13 protein-coding genes are annotated in these 15,751 nt (G+C 66.7%); 7 read left to right on the top strand and 6 right to left on the bottom strand.

The genetic code is table 11. The features are described 5' to 3' along the window. Positions 1-2,358 precede the first annotated feature (2,358 nt). Genes rsmG through rpmH form a run of 6 tightly spaced genes read right to left on the bottom strand, consistent with a single transcriptional unit; the run spans position 2,359 to position 5,427 of the window. The gene (gene rsmG / locus DW299_RS09825; protein ID WP_136036482.1) at positions 2,359-3,024 is read right to left on the bottom strand and encodes a 16S rRNA (guanine(527)-N(7))-methyltransferase RsmG; all 666 of its coding nucleotides are present in this window, start codon (positions 3,022-3,024) and stop codon (positions 2,359-2,361) included. Beyond that, complete coding sequence (locus DW299_RS09830) at positions 3,024-3,515, bottom strand: Jag family protein (protein ID WP_136033753.1); 492 nt, start codon at positions 3,513-3,515, stop codon at positions 3,024-3,026. The genes rsmG and DW299_RS09830 overlap by 1 nt, the downstream gene beginning before the upstream one ends. Continuing rightward, on the bottom strand, positions 3,512-4,582 hold the full coding sequence (yidC, locus tag DW299_RS09835; RefSeq protein WP_136033750.1) for a membrane protein insertase YidC: 1,071 nt from the start codon (positions 4,580-4,582) through the stop codon (positions 3,512-3,514). The genes DW299_RS09830 and yidC overlap by 4 nt, the downstream gene beginning before the upstream one ends. Before the next feature lie 3 nt (positions 4,583-4,585). Further along, a complete protein-coding gene (yidD, locus tag DW299_RS09840) occupies positions 4,586-4,936 on the bottom strand; it encodes a membrane protein insertion efficiency factor YidD (protein ID WP_136033749.1) in 351 nt (116 codons plus the stop codon). Next, the gene (gene rnpA, locus DW299_RS09845) at positions 4,933-5,283 is read right to left on the bottom strand and encodes a ribonuclease P protein component (protein WP_136033747.1); all 351 of its coding nucleotides are present in this window, start codon (positions 5,281-5,283) and stop codon (positions 4,933-4,935) included. Before rnpA ends, yidD begins: the two co-directional genes overlap by 4 nt. A gap of 6 nt (positions 5,284-5,289) precedes the next feature. After that, the gene (gene rpmH, locus DW299_RS09850) at positions 5,290-5,427 is read right to left on the bottom strand and encodes a 50S ribosomal protein L34 (RefSeq protein ID WP_022879826.1); all 138 of its coding nucleotides are present in this window, start codon (positions 5,425-5,427) and stop codon (positions 5,290-5,292) included. Between the two features lie 315 nt (positions 5,428-5,742). On the opposite strand from rpmH, the gene dnaA reads away from it, so the two are divergent. The 7 genes from dnaA to DW299_RS09885 all read left to right on the top strand — a co-directional run bounded on the left by dnaA (position 5,743) and on the right by DW299_RS09885 (position 15,712). Then, on the top strand, positions 5,743-7,131 hold the full coding sequence (dnaA, locus tag DW299_RS09855; protein ID WP_136033745.1) for a chromosomal replication initiator protein DnaA: 1,389 nt from the start codon (positions 5,743-5,745) through the stop codon (positions 7,129-7,131). A 478-nt stretch (positions 7,132-7,609) separates the two neighbouring features. Further along, positions 7,610-8,752, top strand: a complete 1,143-nt coding sequence (gene dnaN, locus DW299_RS09860; RefSeq protein ID WP_136033743.1) for a DNA polymerase III subunit beta — start codon at positions 7,610-7,612, stop codon at positions 8,750-8,752. 59 nt (positions 8,753-8,811) lie between these two features. Further along, positions 8,812-10,005 carry a DNA replication/repair protein RecF gene (gene recF, locus DW299_RS09865; RefSeq protein ID WP_136033741.1) on the top strand — a complete coding sequence of 398 codons (1,194 nt, stop codon included), beginning with the start codon at positions 8,812-8,814 and terminating at the stop codon, positions 10,003-10,005. Continuing rightward, on the top strand, positions 9,998-10,501 hold the full coding sequence (locus DW299_RS09870) for a DciA family protein (protein WP_136033739.1): 504 nt from the start codon (positions 9,998-10,000) through the stop codon (positions 10,499-10,501). Before recF ends, DW299_RS09870 begins: the two co-directional genes overlap by 8 nt. A gap of 118 nt (positions 10,502-10,619) precedes the next feature. Continuing rightward, positions 10,620-12,701 carry a DNA topoisomerase (ATP-hydrolyzing) subunit B gene (gene gyrB, locus DW299_RS09875; RefSeq protein ID WP_136036483.1) on the top strand — a complete coding sequence of 694 codons (2,082 nt, stop codon included), beginning with the start codon at positions 10,620-10,622 and terminating at the stop codon, positions 12,699-12,701. Between the two features lie 51 nt (positions 12,702-12,752). After that, positions 12,753-15,311, top strand: coding sequence for a DNA gyrase subunit A (gyrA, locus tag DW299_RS09880; protein WP_136033736.1), 2,559 nt, complete (start codon positions 12,753-12,755; stop codon positions 15,309-15,311). After that, complete coding sequence (locus DW299_RS09885) at positions 15,308-15,712, top strand: DUF3566 domain-containing protein (RefSeq protein WP_136033734.1); 405 nt, start codon at positions 15,308-15,310, stop codon at positions 15,710-15,712. Before gyrA ends, DW299_RS09885 begins: the two co-directional genes overlap by 4 nt. The last annotated feature ends 39 nt before the right edge of the window (positions 15,713-15,751 follow it).

The following is a 15,751-nucleotide window of genomic DNA, read 5'->3' on the forward strand; positions in this document are numbered from 1 at the left end:
CTCCCTACGCCCGCCTCCTCCCTACGCGCGCTTCTTCCCCAGCGGCCGCTTCTTCCCTACGCCCGCCTCCTCCCTACGCCCGCCTCCTCCCTACGCCCGCCCCCTCCCTACGCCCGCCTCTTCCCCAGACCCGCCTCCTCCTCACGCCCACCTCCTCCCCCGCATGAACACCACACCTTCGGCGGTCGCGCCCGCTCGTCCGTCTTGCGCTCACCGACGACTCGCCACCAGCCCGCGACAGCCGGTCGGAGGCCCCCGCTCCCGACTCGGCAGCCCCGCTCATGGCCGTGCAGTCCCGTCTCCCCGTGCCTCGCCCCACAGCTTCCGGTGCGGAACGGCCCGATTCGGGCAGATGCTCTGCACTCACGGCTCGTGCAGCTGGCCCCTGATGTCCCTCGCCGCACCTGGGCACTCCGCCGACACCGTGCCGCCGCGTGCCACATGCCCTCCACTCCCCCACGCCATCGTCATCCGCACCGCACGCCCACCCCTCACGCAAGCAAGGCCCGCACGACATCCCCAGCTGAGCCCCGCGTCCCTCTCCGACCGACTCTCATGCTTCTCCCCACCCAGAGGACACCCCACACGACCCCCGCACCGCACCGCCACGTCCCCGACTCCATCGTCATCCGCGCCCTGCCCACTCCTTTCACCTGAGCAACCGCACGCGCGGAGTGCCCCGACCCTGCACGCCCGCACCACGTCGTCTCACCCGGCCGCCGCACCTCGCGCTCGTCCCTGCCCTCCCCACCCCCGGCCAGGGAACTGTGGACCCCCAGCTCATCGAAGCCCCAGTACACGGAGCCCTGTGGACATCAGCTCATCGAAGCCTCACCACACGGGTCACTGTCGACCCCAGCTCAGCGAACCCTCAGCACCAGAGGTGCAACCCCCCATCATCTTCCCCTCGTCGGCGCGACGCCGTCACCCCCGGCGCCCATCACACATTCCCGTTCGATACAGGGACGCCTCAACTCCTCGGCCCGTGACAGCCCCTTTCTGAGGCGCCTCACCACCCTCATCTGGAGCGCCCCGACTACCGGAGTTCCTGACGCTGCGCAACGAACGCACCCGCGCACTCCCTCGCGCCCTACCGACTGCGCCACCGATCGCCCACACATCTCGAGTCCCCGCCCGTTCCGCTGTGTTTATAAGCGCGCCACCGCGCCGTGCCCGGCGCATCCGATCTCCCGCCACCCCGAAGCCTCCTCCCCTCCCGGGAGCCGACCACCATGAAGCTCACGCAGCATGGTCATCTCCCGCGTCGACGACTCGCGCACTCGGGCTGCTGGTCGTATTCACTCGGATCATCGGTTGCAGAGCCGTAGCGCGGTCAGGCCCGCACCACCCGACATCCAGGGCGCCGAAGTAGACCTGCGTTCCCCCGACACCGCTCCTGCTGGGGACACCCAGTGAATCCGCGGCCGCGGAAACTCTCACACGACTCGCCGCGGGGGCAGGATGCGCACCACCCCGCGGCCCCCGTCGGCACCGCGGCCAGTCCCTCCCTACGATTGCGACCCACCGGACCGGAGTTCGTCCGCAGAGCACGAACAGCGGTGCTCACCCCCTATACGCCCTCCGATCTGCTCATCAATCCACCAGCACCGCGCTGCCCATCGATCTCAACCGAGGGCCGCACCAAGACCACTCGGTCGCGATGCAAGCCACGTCACCGTCACCTGCCCGACCTCGCCGTGTTTCACGTGAAACATAGCCTCCGCCTGAGGTGCTGACGTCGATGTTTCACGTGAAACGGGCTGCCGGCGCGCTCGAACCGTAAGCACGTCAGGCACCGGGGAAGGGCGCGGGGCCTGCAACCAGCGGCTGGTGGCGCAGTCAACCACATCCCCACCTCGCGAGCCCGCGCCCGGTCAATCACCAGCTGCACCGCACACGATGTCGATCCGCCGTGCAACTGCGCTGGGCTTGTGTGTCTAGGAATGCCGCCGTCACACCCCTCACCAACGGCTGACGCTCCGTCGGCGGTCAGGGATCTGTTCGCATGTCGGGCACCACGTTCTAACCGCGAGGGGAGGACACATGGCTATGTGGGGTCTCACCCCAAACCGGGCGGAACCCATCGCAGGCATCGCATCCCGCGACCGCGAGTCGCCGAGGTCGCGCCCAGCCGATCGAATCGACCGTCGGCCGTGCTGTCCGTGTTGGACGCGCTCGGTCAGACACGCCGCTCGGCGCGTGACGAAGACACGGCGGCGCCAGGTCCTCCCCTGCGGCGAGAGTCGTCCGCTCCCGCACGTCGGATGCAGCCCGCCCCCGGCAACCACCGAAACTTCCGCGGCATGGCAGTGCCGAGTACGCCTCGTCAGGCCGGATGTTTCACGTGAAACGGCGATGTCACCGCACGCGCGCACGCACGACGCGAGTCGTCTCGGGAAGCACTCCCTCGCCGAGGACTTCTACCCGCACGTCGGAAAGGCGGTACCTCTTGATCTGCTTCTGCGCAGCCTCGATCTCGTTCGCCGCGTTCGCCCCCTTGAGCAGGGCGAGTTCCCCTCCGTCACGGACCAGCGGAGCTGTGAGGGGAAGGAGGGTCCGAAGCGCGCTCACGGCGCGAGCGGTCACGACATCGAATCCATCGCCCGCCTTCACGTCTTCCGCGCGCGACCGCAGCACCGTGACGTTGTCGAGTCCCAGAGCCGCGACCTGCTCGTTCAACCAGGTGATCCGGCGTTCCATCGGCTCGACCAGTGTCCAGGTGACATCCGGTCGCGCGATCGCCAGGACCAGACCAGGGAGCCCGGCGCCCGACCCGATGTCCGCCACGGTGCCGTGGAAGAGGGGCGCGGCGATCGCGCTGTTCAGAATGTGACGGGTCCACAACCGCGGGAGTTCGAGGGGTCCGATCAGGCCCCGCTCCTCACCCTCGCGAGCAAGAGCGGCCGTGAACTGTCGCGCGATGTCGATACGGTCGCCGAAGAGTTCAGCGGCGACGGCCGGCTCTGCTTCGACCACACCGGTTTCGGGTGCGCCGGGTTCGGTGGACGAGTCCGACGCCGACATCACCGACGACGCAACACAGTGTGGCGGTCCGCGCCCTCACCGTACGACTCGGAGACGAGGCCGCGGTCGGCAGCGATGTCGTGCACCAGCTTCCGCTCGTAGCTCGACATCGAGGGCAGCGACGCCTGCGACGACCCCTCGTCGAGCTTCGCTGCCGCGGCGTCGACCAGCGTTTCGAGCTGCCGACGCCGGGTGTCGCGCGAACCACCGATATCGAGGATCAGCCGGGAGAACGAACCGGTCTTGTTCTGCACCGCCAGTCGAGTGAGCTCCTGCAGCGCCTGGACCGTGTCAGGTGCAGAGAGCACGGACAGTCCATCGCCCTCGGCCTCCACCGACACATAGGCGCGGCCCTGACGCACGTCGAGGTTCAGATCGCCGTCGATGTCGGCGATGTCGAGCAGCTCTTCGAGGTAGTCAGCGGCGACGTCGCCCTCGAGCTCCAGCTGCGCCACCGTCGGCTCCGTGCTCCCGGTCACGACCTCGCTCATGAACCGCTTCCCTTCTTCTTCGCCCGCTTCTTACCCACGGGCTGCTGACGCTTCGGTGCCTCTGCCTTGGCCTTCTCGGCCTCCTCGAGCAGACGCTGCTGCTCGGCCTCGTACACCGACATCGGGACCACCTTGCCCGACGAATCGATGGCCTTGCCCTTGCGCGCCAGGCGTTCCTCGCGGGCCTTCGCCGCCTCAGAACCCGGGGTCGGCATCTCACGGATCACGAGGAACTGCTGCCCCATGGTCCACAGGTTGGAGATGAACCAGTACACGACGACGCCGAGCGGGAAGAAGACGCCCGAGAAGATGAAGCCCAGCGGCAGCACGTAGAGCATGATCTTCTGCATCTGGTACGCCTGGCCGGTCTTGGCCTCGGGCGACAGGTTCTTCGAGATGATCTGCAGCTGCGTGAAGAACTGCGACCCGATCATGAGCACCACGAGCGTGACCAGGATGATGATGGCCGTCGTGTTCTGCGCATCGATCGCGTTGCCCAGCGTCTCGTGCAACGAGGCAACGCCGAAGAGCTTCGCGTCGTAGAACTCCTTCGTCAGCTCGGGGCTGAGGAGACCGACACCGCCGATGTTGTCTCGCGCGTGCTTGCTGACATCGCTCAGCACGCTGTAGAGCGAGAAGAAGATCGGCATCTGCACGAGGAGCGGCAGACAGCTCGACATCGGCGTCGTGCCGTGCTTCTTGTACAGCGCCATCGTCTCGCGGCTCATGGCCTCGCGAGAGAGCTGATCCTTCTTCCCGCGATACTTCTCCTGAACTTTTCGCAGTTCAGGAGCAATTTCCATCATCTTTCGCTGGCTCTTGATCTGCTTCACGAAGAGCGGGATCAGCGCCGCGCGCACCACCACGACGAGGCCGACGATCGACAGCACCCACGTGATACCGGAGGCTGCAGGAAGGCCGACGGCCGTGAGCAGCCAGTGCCAGGCGACCAGGATGAGCTCGACGACCCACTTCAGCGGCCAGAGGATCGTGCCGAGCAGGTCGAACCCCCCGGCAGCCGGTTCGGGGCTGGGGGTGGTGCTGGCGAGCAGGAGGTCAAGACCCACCGGTCAGTCCTTTCGGGAGGGAACGACGAAACCATGGGAGGTCAGGTCGTAGCGGAAGTGTTGGTGCGGCGTGACGTCGTCGACGCCTCCGCTGGTCCAGGGATTGCAGCGGAGGATGCGCCACGCGGAGAGCAGGGCTCCGCGCACGGCACCGTGCTGCTGCACCGCACCTACAGCGTAGGCGGAACAGGAGGGGTAGTACGCACAGACATCGCCATAGAGCGGAGAGATGACCTTGCGGTACCCGGACAGGAAGGCGATGACCGCGTTCCGCGGGAGCAGCGGGATGCTGCGCACGATGTCGCGTCCGCGCATCTCCCCGGTCCCGACCGACGAGGCGGGAAGCGCGGTCACGAGGAGACCTCGCTCGGAGCCAGACGCTGCAGGCACCTCTCGACGTCGGTGCGCAGCTCGGCGAACGAGGCCACGGAGGATGCAGGAAGGGCACGGATGACGACATCCGTGCCCTGAGGAACACGCGGGAGCGCCTCCGCGCAGACGGCTTTCAAACGCCGACGCACGGTATTGCGCACCACAGCGGTGCCCACCTGCTTGCTGATGATGAAACCGAACCGCGGCTCACGCCGCTCACCCGTCGACAGGATCGAGGTGATGACGCGCGCCCCGCCACAACGCGATCCGCGTCGAACGACCATCCGGTAGTCGCTCCCGCGGGTCAGACGGAACGGGCGGGCGAGCACGGCTGCTTACGCAGAGAGCTCGGTGCGGCCCTTCGCGCGGCGTGCCGACAGGATGGCACGGCCGGCGCGGGTACGCATGCGAGCACGGAAACCGTGCTTCTTGGCGCGACGACGGTTGTTGGGCTGGAAGGTGCGCTTGCTCATGAGATCACTCCGGGAATGCTGCCACCGGATTCACTTCGACCGGAGACATGGGGAACTGCCCAAAAAGGCATAAGTCAACCGACTAAGGGTACGTCTTGGCGGCGCACAGGGCAAATTAGCGCCCTGCGACGCTCGAGTCCTCTCGCGAACCGCACAGCCATTATCCACAACCCGGACGCGCCCGATGCGCACAACACGCCCCCGTGTTTTCAAGGGCAGGTTGCCGTTCGTGGCCGGTGTGACTACCGTGGCATCCGAAGTTATCCACAGGGGCACGGCACGTCGACCGCGACCCGAACCGTCGTCCGGAGCACCATGTCCTCACCAGCCCAGCCCGACGTCCCGATCTGGACCACGGTGCAGGAGCTGCTGGAAGCCGACGATCGCGTCACTCCTCAGCTGCAGGGGTTCCTGAGCCTCGCCGTCCCGGCGGGAGTGATGGCCGCGACGCTGTATCTCGAGGTGCCGAACGATCTGACCGCCGCGCAGATCAACAAGCGTCTCCGGCTGCCGATCATGGAAGCCCTCGCCCACATCGGCGACGAGGTCACGTCGTACCGGGTCGTGGTGAACCACGAACTGGCCGATCAGCCGACCGCGCCGATCGCCGTCGCCGACTTCGGTCGCCAGGAGCAGCCGCGCGAGTCGCCGATGGAGCAGCCGACGCAGCTGCGCCACGAATCACGGCTGAACCCGAAGTACACCTTCGACAACTTCGTCATCGGCCAGTCCAACCGCTTCGCCCACGCCGCCGCGGTCGCCGTCGCCGAAGCACCGGCCAAGGCATACAACCCTCTGTTCATCTACGGCGACTCCGGGCTCGGCAAGACCCACCTCCTTCACGCGATCGGCGACTACGCCCAGTCCCTCTACGCCGGCGTGAAGGTGCGCTACGTGTCCAGCGAGGAGTTCACGAACGATTTCATCAACTCGATCGCGAACAACCGGGGTGCCGCCTTCCAGGCCCGGTACCGCGATGTCGACATCCTCCTGATCGACGACATCCAGTTCCTCCAGGGCCGTGCCGAGACGCAGGAGGCGTTCTTCCACACGTTCAACACGCTGCACGACCACAACAAGCAGGTCGTGATCACGAGCGACGTGGCACCGAAGCACCTGACCGGTTTCGAAGATCGCATGCGCAGCCGCTTCGAGTGGGGACTGATCACCGACGTCCAGGCGCCCGACCTCGAGACCCGTATCGCGATCCTGCGCAAGAAGGCGCAGAGCGAGGCGCTCCACATCCCCGACGAGGTGCTGGAGTACATCGCCACCGTGGTGTCGTCCAACATCCGTGAGCTCGAGGGTGCGCTGATCCGTGTCTCGGCGTTCGCCAGCCTCAACCGTTCCGCGCTCGACATCTCGCTGGCGCAGACCGTGCTTCGCGACATCATCGACACGGCGGAAGACAACATCATCTCGCCGACCGACATCATCACGGCGACCGCCCAGTACTTCAAGCTCACGGTCGACGACCTCTATGGCTCCAGCCGGTCGCAGCAGATCGCGACCGCCCGGCAGATCGCCATGTATCTGTGCCGTGAGCGCACGAGCCTCTCTCTGCCGAAGATCGGGCAGCTGTTCGGCAACCGGGATCACACCACGGTCATGTATGCGTACAAGAAGATCAGCGAGCTCATGAAGGAGCGCCGCTCGATCTACAACCAGGTCACGGAGATCACAACGCAGCTCGGCCGTCGCTGACGGAACCGGAGGAAGGGCGTCGTCCGTCGAGGACGGCGCCCTTCGTCGTTGTTGACAACGGCCGGACGTCTCCGATAAATGCGTCTATGCACATGTGGATAACTTGTGGATGATTCGTGATCGCGGCGCTCAGGATGTGGGCTGAATGGGGAAACCTGTGGATAACCGTCACGAGCCCTCGAGTCTCCACATCCTCGACAACCCGCGGATTCCTCAGCGTCTCCACAAGTGACAGTCGTGTAGTTCCCTACTCGCGTCTGCTTTCCACCGACTTATCCACAGTATCCACAGCGGTTAACACCGTTAAGGAGTTAAGTCATTCAAGGGGCGATCCGATCACCAGACGGTGGGGACAACCCGACAGGTGCGTCGCCGGTGCTCCGGCGTAGGGATCCGCGGGACTGTAGGGCTAGCATGGGAAGCCCTGCACTGGCAGGACCCGACGACGACCCGTCATGACGACGACAAGGGAGCACCCGTGAGGTTTCAGGTCAACCGCGATGTCTTCAGCGAGGCTGTGTCCTTCGTCGTCAAGCTCCTCCCCCAGCGCAACCCGCAGCCGATCCTGGCCGGTGTGCTGATCGAGGCAGACGGTTCAGGGCTCACCCTTTCGGCCTTCGACTACGAGGCATCCGCCAGGACGACCATCGAGGCCACGGTCGAGACCCCGGGGACGATCCTGGTGCACGGCCGACTCCTGTCCGACATCGCGAGCCGTCTGCCGAACGCACCGATCGAGATCGCCGTCGAGGATGACGGCGGCATCGCGGTCACCTGCGGCTCTGCGCGATTCACGCTCGCGGCCATGCCGGTCGAGGAATACCCCTCGATCCCCGAGGTCTCCGGCAGCTCCGGTGTCGTCCCCGCCGATGACTTCGGCACCGCGATCGCCCAGGTCGGCTTCGCGGCCTCGCGTGACGACGTCACGCCGGTCCTCACCGGCGTGCAGCTCGAGGTGACCGGCCAGACGCTCAGCCTCGTGGCCACCGACCGCTACCGGGTCTCGCTGCGGGATGTGCCGTGGGACGGAGAAGCCGTCGAGGCCACCGCGCTGGTCCCGGCCCGCACCCTGCTCGAGGTCGGGAAGACGTTCGGGCACGCCGGCACGATCCAGATCGCTTTCTCCGGCGCGGGCGACCGCGAGATCATCGCGTTCACCGCGGGCAACAAGACCGTCACCTCGCTGCTCATCAAGGGCAACTTCCCGCCGGTGCGTCGTCTGTTCCCCGAGCAGACGGATCACTACGCGGTCGTGAACACCGCCGACCTGATCGAGGCCGTCCGCCGCGTGTCCCTGGTGCTCGACCGCGCCGCCCCGCTGCGCTTCACCTTCTCGGCCGACGGCGTCACGATGGATGCGTCCGGCAGCGAGCACGCACGCGCGTCCGAATCGGTCGACGCCATCCTGTCCGGCGGTGACGAGGTCACGCTCGGCCTCAACCCGCAGTACCTGATCGAGGCGCTCGGCGCGGTGAAGAGCGAGTTCGTGCGGGTCACCTTCACGTCGAGCGACAACGCCAACAAGCTCAGCCCGGTCCTGATCACCAGCCAGACGTCGGTGGATCAGGCGGGCCTGGACTCGTTCAAGTACCTGCTGCAGCCGAACCTGCTCCTGCGCTGAGCGCGTCGCGTCGCCCCGGCGGCGGGGAGGATGTCCGACCCGAAAGGTAGGCTGGCTCCGTGATTGTGGAGCACCTGAACCTGGTCGATTTCCGCAATTACGCGACCGCTGATCTGGCTCTTCATCGCGGCCCCAACGTCCTCGTCGGACGGAACGGACAGGGCAAGACGAACCTCGCGGAGGCCGTCGTCTTCCTGGCCACGCTCGGCTCGCACCGGGTGTCGTCGGATGCGCCGCTGGTGCGAGACGGACAGGACTTCGCGGTCATCCGCGCGCGGCTCTCCCATGGCGAACGGCGTGTGCTGGTCGAGGTGCAGGTGAACCGGCAGGGATCCAACAAAGCCCGTATCAACGGCTCGCCATCGAAGGCGAATGAGCTGCCACGCTACGCCCACGTCGTCCTCTTCGCGCCGGAAGACCTGCAGATCGTCCGCGGTGACCCGTCAGCCAGACGACGATTCGTCGATCAGCTGCTGATCCAGCGCACCCCCCGGATGGCTGCGGTGCTCGGCGACTACGACCGCGTGCTCAAGCAGCGCAACGCCCTGTTGAAGTCAGCCAGGGCGCGGGGCGTCCGCGGCGAGGGCCTGAGCACGCTCGACGTGTGGGATGACAAGCTGGTCGCGCTCGGCGCCGAGATCATCACCGCGCGCCAGCGTCTCGCCGCGGATCTGCAGCAGCCCGTGGCCGAGGCCTACGCTGCGATCGCCGGCGCCGACCACCGGCCCCGGTTGGAGTGGGCGCTGTCCGTGGCCGGTGCCGATCCGGAGGACGATGCCGACGCCGAGGAGCAGGAGGTGTCGTCGGCCGCGGCCGAGCAGCGCATCGACGTCGCTCGCACGGCCGAGCTGTTCCGCGCGTCCCTGACCGCGAAGCGAACCCAGGAGCTCGACCGCGGGCTCACGCTGTCGGGTCCGCACCGCGACGACCTTGTGCTGCGCGTGCGGGACCTCCCGGTCAAGGGGTACGCCTCGCACGGGGAGTCCTGGTCGGTGGCCCTCGCGCTGAGGCTCGCCTCGGCCGAACTTCTGCGCAGCGAGTCACCCGCGGGTGATCCGGTCCTGATCCTCGACGACGTGTTCGCCGAGCTCGACGCGGATCGACGCCAGCGCCTCGCGTCCCTCACCGCGGGCTACGAACAGGTGGTCGTCACCGCGGCGGTGGAGGAGGATATCCCCGAGGTGCTGCACGCACACGTGGTGCGGATCACGGCGGGCACCATCACCGACGAGCGGGAGGCACCGGATGAGTGACGTGGCCGCCGACGCCGTCATCGAAGCTCCCGAGACCGTCGCCACCTACTTGCGTCTGCGCGGTCTGACGCCGAGTGCGAAGAACTGGAAGCGCAAGCGTCGGATCACGGTCGACGACGACAACGCCCCCTTCACACCGGGCCGCGACCCCGGAACGCTCGGCGATGTGCTCGACCGGCTCAGCCGCGACGCAGGGTGGGAGACCACGCTCGCCAGGGAGGACCTCGTCCGGCAATGGGCCGACCTGGCCGGCGCCGACACCGCGAAGCACTCCGAGCCGGTGTCGCTGGAGCGTGGACTGCTGACGGTGAAGTGCGACTCGACTGCCTGGGCGAAGAACCTGCAGTTCATGCGCGCGACGATCCTGACGGAGATCGGGAGACGGTATCCGGAAGCGGGCGTCGAGAACCTCCGCTTCATCGGACCGGACGTCCCCTCCTGGAAATGGGGTCCCAGAGTCGTTCCAGGGCGGGGCCCGCGCGATACCTACGGGTAGGGCACCATGCAAGGGGTCTGACACGCTCAGAGGGCCACACGCGGCCGTTGAGCGGCATATCGACTCGAAACCCGGCTAGAATGGGAGTTCGAGCTATCGATCTGGAGAATGCCCTCTGATGACGCCTGAATCCCCTGCTGACGAGACGGAATCGAACACCGGGGGAACCCCCGCACCCGAGGGAACCACCGAGTCGTCCACCAACCGCCCGAAGCAGCAGCCGGGAGAGTACGGCGCCGACTCGATCCAGATCCTCGAAGGCCTCGAGGCCGTCCGCAAGCGCCCCGGCATGTACATCGGATCGACGGGACCACGCGGTCTGCACCACCTGGTCTACGAGATCGTCGACAACTCGGTCGACGAGGCCCTCGCCGGCTACGCCGACACGATCCTGGTGACCCTGTTGGCCGACGGGGGCGTCCGCGTCGTCGACAACGGCCGCGGCATCCCCGTGGACCCGCACTCGTCCGACCCGTCGAAGTCCACGGTCGAGGTCGTGCTCACGATCCTCCACGCCGGTGGCAAGTTCGGCGGCGGCGCGTACGCGGTCTCCGGCGGCCTGCACGGCGTCGGCTCCTCGGTGGTGAACGCGCTCTCCACGCGCTTCGACGTCGAGGTGAAGCAGAAGGGCTTCGTCTGGAACCACAGCTTCGCGAACGGCGGTGTCCCCCAGCAGAAGCTGGAGAAGGGTGCCGCGACCGACGAGACCGGCACCAGCATCACCTTCTGGCCGGACGCAGAGATCTTCCAGGAGACGGTCGAGTTCGACTACGACACGCTCCGTACGCGCTTCCAGCAGATGGCGTTCCTCAACAAGGGACTGCGGATCGAGCTGTCCGACGAGCGCCCGGACTCCGCGTACGAGACGGAGGAGGACGGGCAGGCCGTCACCACGCAGCCGTCCGACGTGTTCTTCTACGAGCGCGGTCTCGTCGACTATGTCGAGTACCTCAACAAGGTGCGCAAGGCCGAGGTCGTGAACGACGAGATCATCGCGTTCGAGTCGGAGGACACCACGCGCAAGATCTCGCTCGAGGTTGCGATGCAGTGGACCACGTCGTACACCGAGAACGTCTTCACCTACGCGAACACGATCAACACCCACGAGGGCGGCACGCACGAGGAGGGGTTCCGCGCGGCACTGACCACGCTGGTCAACCGCTACGCCCGCGCCAACAACCTGCTCAAGGAGAAGGACGACAACCTCTCCGGCGACGACGTGCGCGAGGGCCTCACGGCCGTGATCTCCATCAAGCTCGGGGAGCCGCAGTTCGAGGGCCAGACCAAGACCAAGCTCGGCAACACGGAGGCGAAGGCCTTCGTGCAGAAGGTCGTCGGCGACCAGCTCGGCGACTGGTTCGAGCGCAACCCGAACCAGGCGAAGAACGTGATCCGCAAGGCCATCGACGCCGCGACCGCCCGACTCGCCGCCCGCAAGGCTCGCGAGACCGCGCGCCGCAAGAGCGTGTTCGAGTCTGCGGCCATGCCCGACAAGCTCAAGGACTGTACGAGCAAGGACCCGTCGATCAGCGAGATCTTCCTCGTGGAGGGTGACTCGGCCGGCGGCTCGGCCGTGCAGGGCCGCGATCCGCACACGCAGGCGATCCTCGCGCTGCGCGGCAAGATCCTCAACGTCGAGCGTGCGCGCCTCGACAAGGCGCTCGGCAACAAGGAAGTCCAGGCGATGATCCAGGCCTTCGGCACGGGCATCGGCGAGGAGTTCGATATCGAGAAGGCGCGGTACCACAAGATCGTGCTCATGGCCGACGCCGACGTCGACGGTCAGCACATCACCACGCTGCTGCTCACGCTGCTGTTCCGCTACATGCGCGGGCTCATCGAGGCCGGCTTCGTGTACCTCGCGATGCCGCCGCTCTACCGCCTCAAGTGGTCGAACGCCCCGCACGAGTACGTGTTCAGCGACGCCGAGCGCGACGCTCTCCTGAAGTACGGGCTCGACAACGGCAAGCGCATCCCGAAGGACGCCGGCATCCAGCGGTACAAGGGTCTCGGCGAGATGAACGCCAAGGAGCTGTGGGAGACCACGATGGACCACACCACGCGCACCCTGCGTCAGGTGACCATCGAAGACGCCGCGGCCGCCGACGAGATCTTCAGCGTGCTGATGGGTGAGGACGTCGAGTCGCGACGCAGCTTCATCCAGCGCAACGCCAAGGACGTCCGCTTCCTCGACATCTGAGCGCGAGCTCGCCTCCTCGCTCGCTCAACGACCGGAAATTGAAGAGAACACATGACTGACGAAGAACGTCCCGACATCAACGAGGGCCACGACCACGGCAAGATCGACCAGGTCGACCTGCAGTCGGAGATGCAGCGCAGCTACCTCGACTACGCGATGGCCGTGATCGTCGGGCGCGCGCTCCCCGACGTGCGTGACGGCCTCAAGCCCGTGCACCGCCGCGTGATCTACGGCATGTACGACGGCGGATTCCGCCCGGACAAGTCGTTCTCGAAGTGTGCCCGCGTGGTCGGCGAGGTCATGGGGCAGTACCACCCGCACGGTGACTCCGCGATCTACGACGCTCTGGTGCGCCTGGTGCAGCCGTGGTCGCTGCGGTACCCGCTCGCGCTCGGCCAGGGGAACTTCGGCTCCCCCGGCAACATGGGCGCGGCGGCGCCCCGATACACCGAGACGAAGATGGCTCCGCTCGCGCTCGAGATGGTGCGCGACATCGAAGAGGAGACCGTCGACTTCACCGACAACTACGACGGACAGACGCAGGAGCCGACGGTCCTGCCGGCCCGGTTCCCGAACCTGCTCGTCAACGGTTCGGTCGGCATCGCGGTCGGCATGGCCACGAACATCCCGCCGCACAACCTGCGCGAGGTGTCGGACGCGGCGCTGTGGGCCCTCGACAACCCGGACATCTCCCGCGAGGAGCTGCTCGACGGTCTGATCCAGCGGATCCCCGGGCCGGACTTCCCCACCGGCGCGCAGATCCTCGGCACGAAGGGCATCCACGAGGCCTATCGCACGGGACGCGGCTCGATCACGATGCGCGCGGTCGTGAACGTCGAGGAGATCCAGGGCCGCACGTGCCTCGTGATCACCGAGCTGCCGTATCAGGTGAACCCCGACAACGTCGCGGTGAAGATCGGCGACCTCGCGCGCGACGGGAAGATCACCGGCATCGCGGACATCCGTGACGAGTCCTCCGACCGCACCGGTCAGCGCCTCGTCGTCGTGCTCAAGCGTGACGCGGTCGCGAAGGTCGTGCTCAACAACCTGTACAAGCACACGCAGCTGCAGGAGAACTTCGGCGCGAACATGCTCGCGATCGTCGACGGTGTTCCGCGCACGCTCGCGATCGACGGCTTCGTCACCAACTGGATCGCGCACCAGATCGACGTGATCGTGCGGCGCACCCAGTTCCGCCTCAACGAGGCCGAGAAGCGCATGCACATCCTGCGCGGCTACCTGAAGGCGCTCGATGCCCTCGACGAGGTGATCGCGCTCATCCGCCGATCGCAGACCACGGCCGACGCGAACGAGGGCCTGCAGAAGCTCCTCGACATCGACGAGATCCAGGCCGATGCGATCCTGCAGATGCAGCTGCGTCGCCTCGCGGCCCTCGAGCGCCAGAAGATCATCGACCAGGCCACCGAGCTCGAGGCGCAGATCACCGAGTACAAGGCGATCCTCGCCGACGAGGGCCGGCAGCGCACGATCATCCGCGAGGAGCTCACCGCGATCGTCGACCGCTTCGGCGACGAGCGTCGCACGCACATCCTGCACGGTTTCGACGGCGACGTCTCCATGGAAGACCTCATCGCCGAAGAGGAGATGGTCGTCACCGTCACGCGCGAGGGCTACATCAAGCGCACGCGCAGCGACAACTACCGCTCGCAGCACCGCGGTGGCAAGGGCGTCAAGGGCGCCCAGCTCCGCGCCGACGACATCGTGGAGCACTTCTTCGTCACCACCACGCACCACTGGCTGCTGTTCTTCACGGACAAGGGCCGCGTCTACCGCGCCAAGACGTATGAGGTGCCAGAGGCCGGTCGCGACGCGAAGGGCACCCACGTCGCCAACCTGCTCGCCCTGCAGCCCGACGAGAGCATCGCCCAGGTGCTCGACATCCGCGACTATGAGGTCGCCGACTACCTCGTCCTCGCGACCCGCGACGGTCTGGTGAAGAAGACCCGACTCGACGCGTACGACACGAACCGTCAGGGCGGCGTGATCGCGATCCGGCTCAACGAGGAGGACGAGCTCGTCAGCGCGCTGCTCGTCAACGCCGAGGACGACATCCTCCTCATCAGCCGCCGTGGAATGTCGGTGCGGTTCGAGGCGACCGACGAGGCACTGCGCCCCATGGGCCGCGCGACCGCCGGTGTGCGCGGTATGAAGTTCAAGATCGACGGCGACTGCCTGCTGTCCGCCTCGGTCGCGGCCGCCGGGAAGTTCGTCTTCGTGGTCACCGACGGCGGGTACGCGAAGCGCACGGCGGTCGAGGAATACCGGGTCCAGGGCCGTGGCGGAACGGGCATCAAGGTCGCGAAACTGAACGACGATCGGGGCACGCTCGCGGGTGGTCTGATCGTCGCGGAGGACGACGAGGTCTTGGTGGTTCTGTCCAGCGGCAAGGTGGTACGCTCTGCCGTGGCCGAGGTCCCCGCGAAGGGTCGAGACACCATGGGAGTGGTGTTCGCCCGCACGACGGAGGCCGACCGCATCCTCGCCATCGCCCGTAACGGTGAGCGCGGTCTCGCAGAAGACGAGGCCGAAGCGGATGTCGACACCGAGGCCCCCCAGACGACAGAGACACCCGAGGATACAGACGCATGAGCACAGTGGCCGACAAGCTGGCGAAGAAGTCGACCCGCAAGACCAGTGGCAAGCAGGTTCGCCTCCGCCTGGTGTACGTCGACTTCTGGTCAGCGGTGAAGCTCTCCTTCCTGGGAGCCGTGGCTCTCGCCGTCGTCACGATGGTCTCCTTCTTCCTCATCTTCCTGGTGCTCCAGGCGACGGGCATCATGTCGACCGCAGATGAGTTCCTCCAGGGCATCACGGACAACGCGTTCGTGCTGTCCGAGGTCGTCGGCCTGCCGCAGGTGATGGCCTTCGCCGCGGTCGTGGCGATCCTGAACCTGATCGTCTTCACGGTGCTCGGCGCCGTGATCGCCGGCATCTACAACCTCGCCGTGAAGGTGACGGGCGGCCTGCTCGTCGGCTTCATGTCGAACTGACGCGAGTCACGACGAAGGGCGGGTGCTGCGGCACCCGCC

It is taken from the genome of Microbacterium sp. K35 (assembly GCF_004794375.1).
Lineage (GTDB): Bacteria > Actinomycetota > Actinomycetes > Actinomycetales > Microbacteriaceae > Microbacterium > Microbacterium sufflavum.

What these genes read in the sequence shown, in the direction of transcription:
- dnaA (WP_136033745.1), top strand. Translation starts at nt 5,743, where the DNA reads ATGTCCTCACCAGCCCAGCCCGACGTCCCGATCTGGACCACGGTGCAG.
- rpmH (WP_022879826.1), bottom strand. Translation starts at nt 5,427, where the DNA reads ATGAGCAAGCGCACCTTCCAGCCCAACAACCGTCGTCGCGCCAAGAAG.
- DW299_RS09830 (WP_136033753.1), bottom strand. Translation starts at nt 3,515, where the DNA reads ATGAGCGAGGTCGTGACCGGGAGCACGGAGCCGACGGTGGCGCAGCTG.
- gyrB (WP_136036483.1), top strand. Translation starts at nt 10,620, where the DNA reads ATGACGCCTGAATCCCCTGCTGACGAGACGGAATCGAACACCGGGGGA.
- rsmG (WP_136036482.1), bottom strand. Translation starts at nt 3,024, where the DNA reads ATGTCGGCGTCGGACTCGTCCACCGAACCCGGCGCACCCGAAACCGGT.
- DW299_RS09870 (WP_136033739.1), top strand. Translation starts at nt 9,998, where the DNA reads ATGAGTGACGTGGCCGCCGACGCCGTCATCGAAGCTCCCGAGACCGTC.
- DW299_RS09885 (WP_136033734.1), top strand. Translation starts at nt 15,308, where the DNA reads ATGAGCACAGTGGCCGACAAGCTGGCGAAGAAGTCGACCCGCAAGACC.
- gyrA (WP_136033736.1), top strand. Translation starts at nt 12,753, where the DNA reads ATGACTGACGAAGAACGTCCCGACATCAACGAGGGCCACGACCACGGC.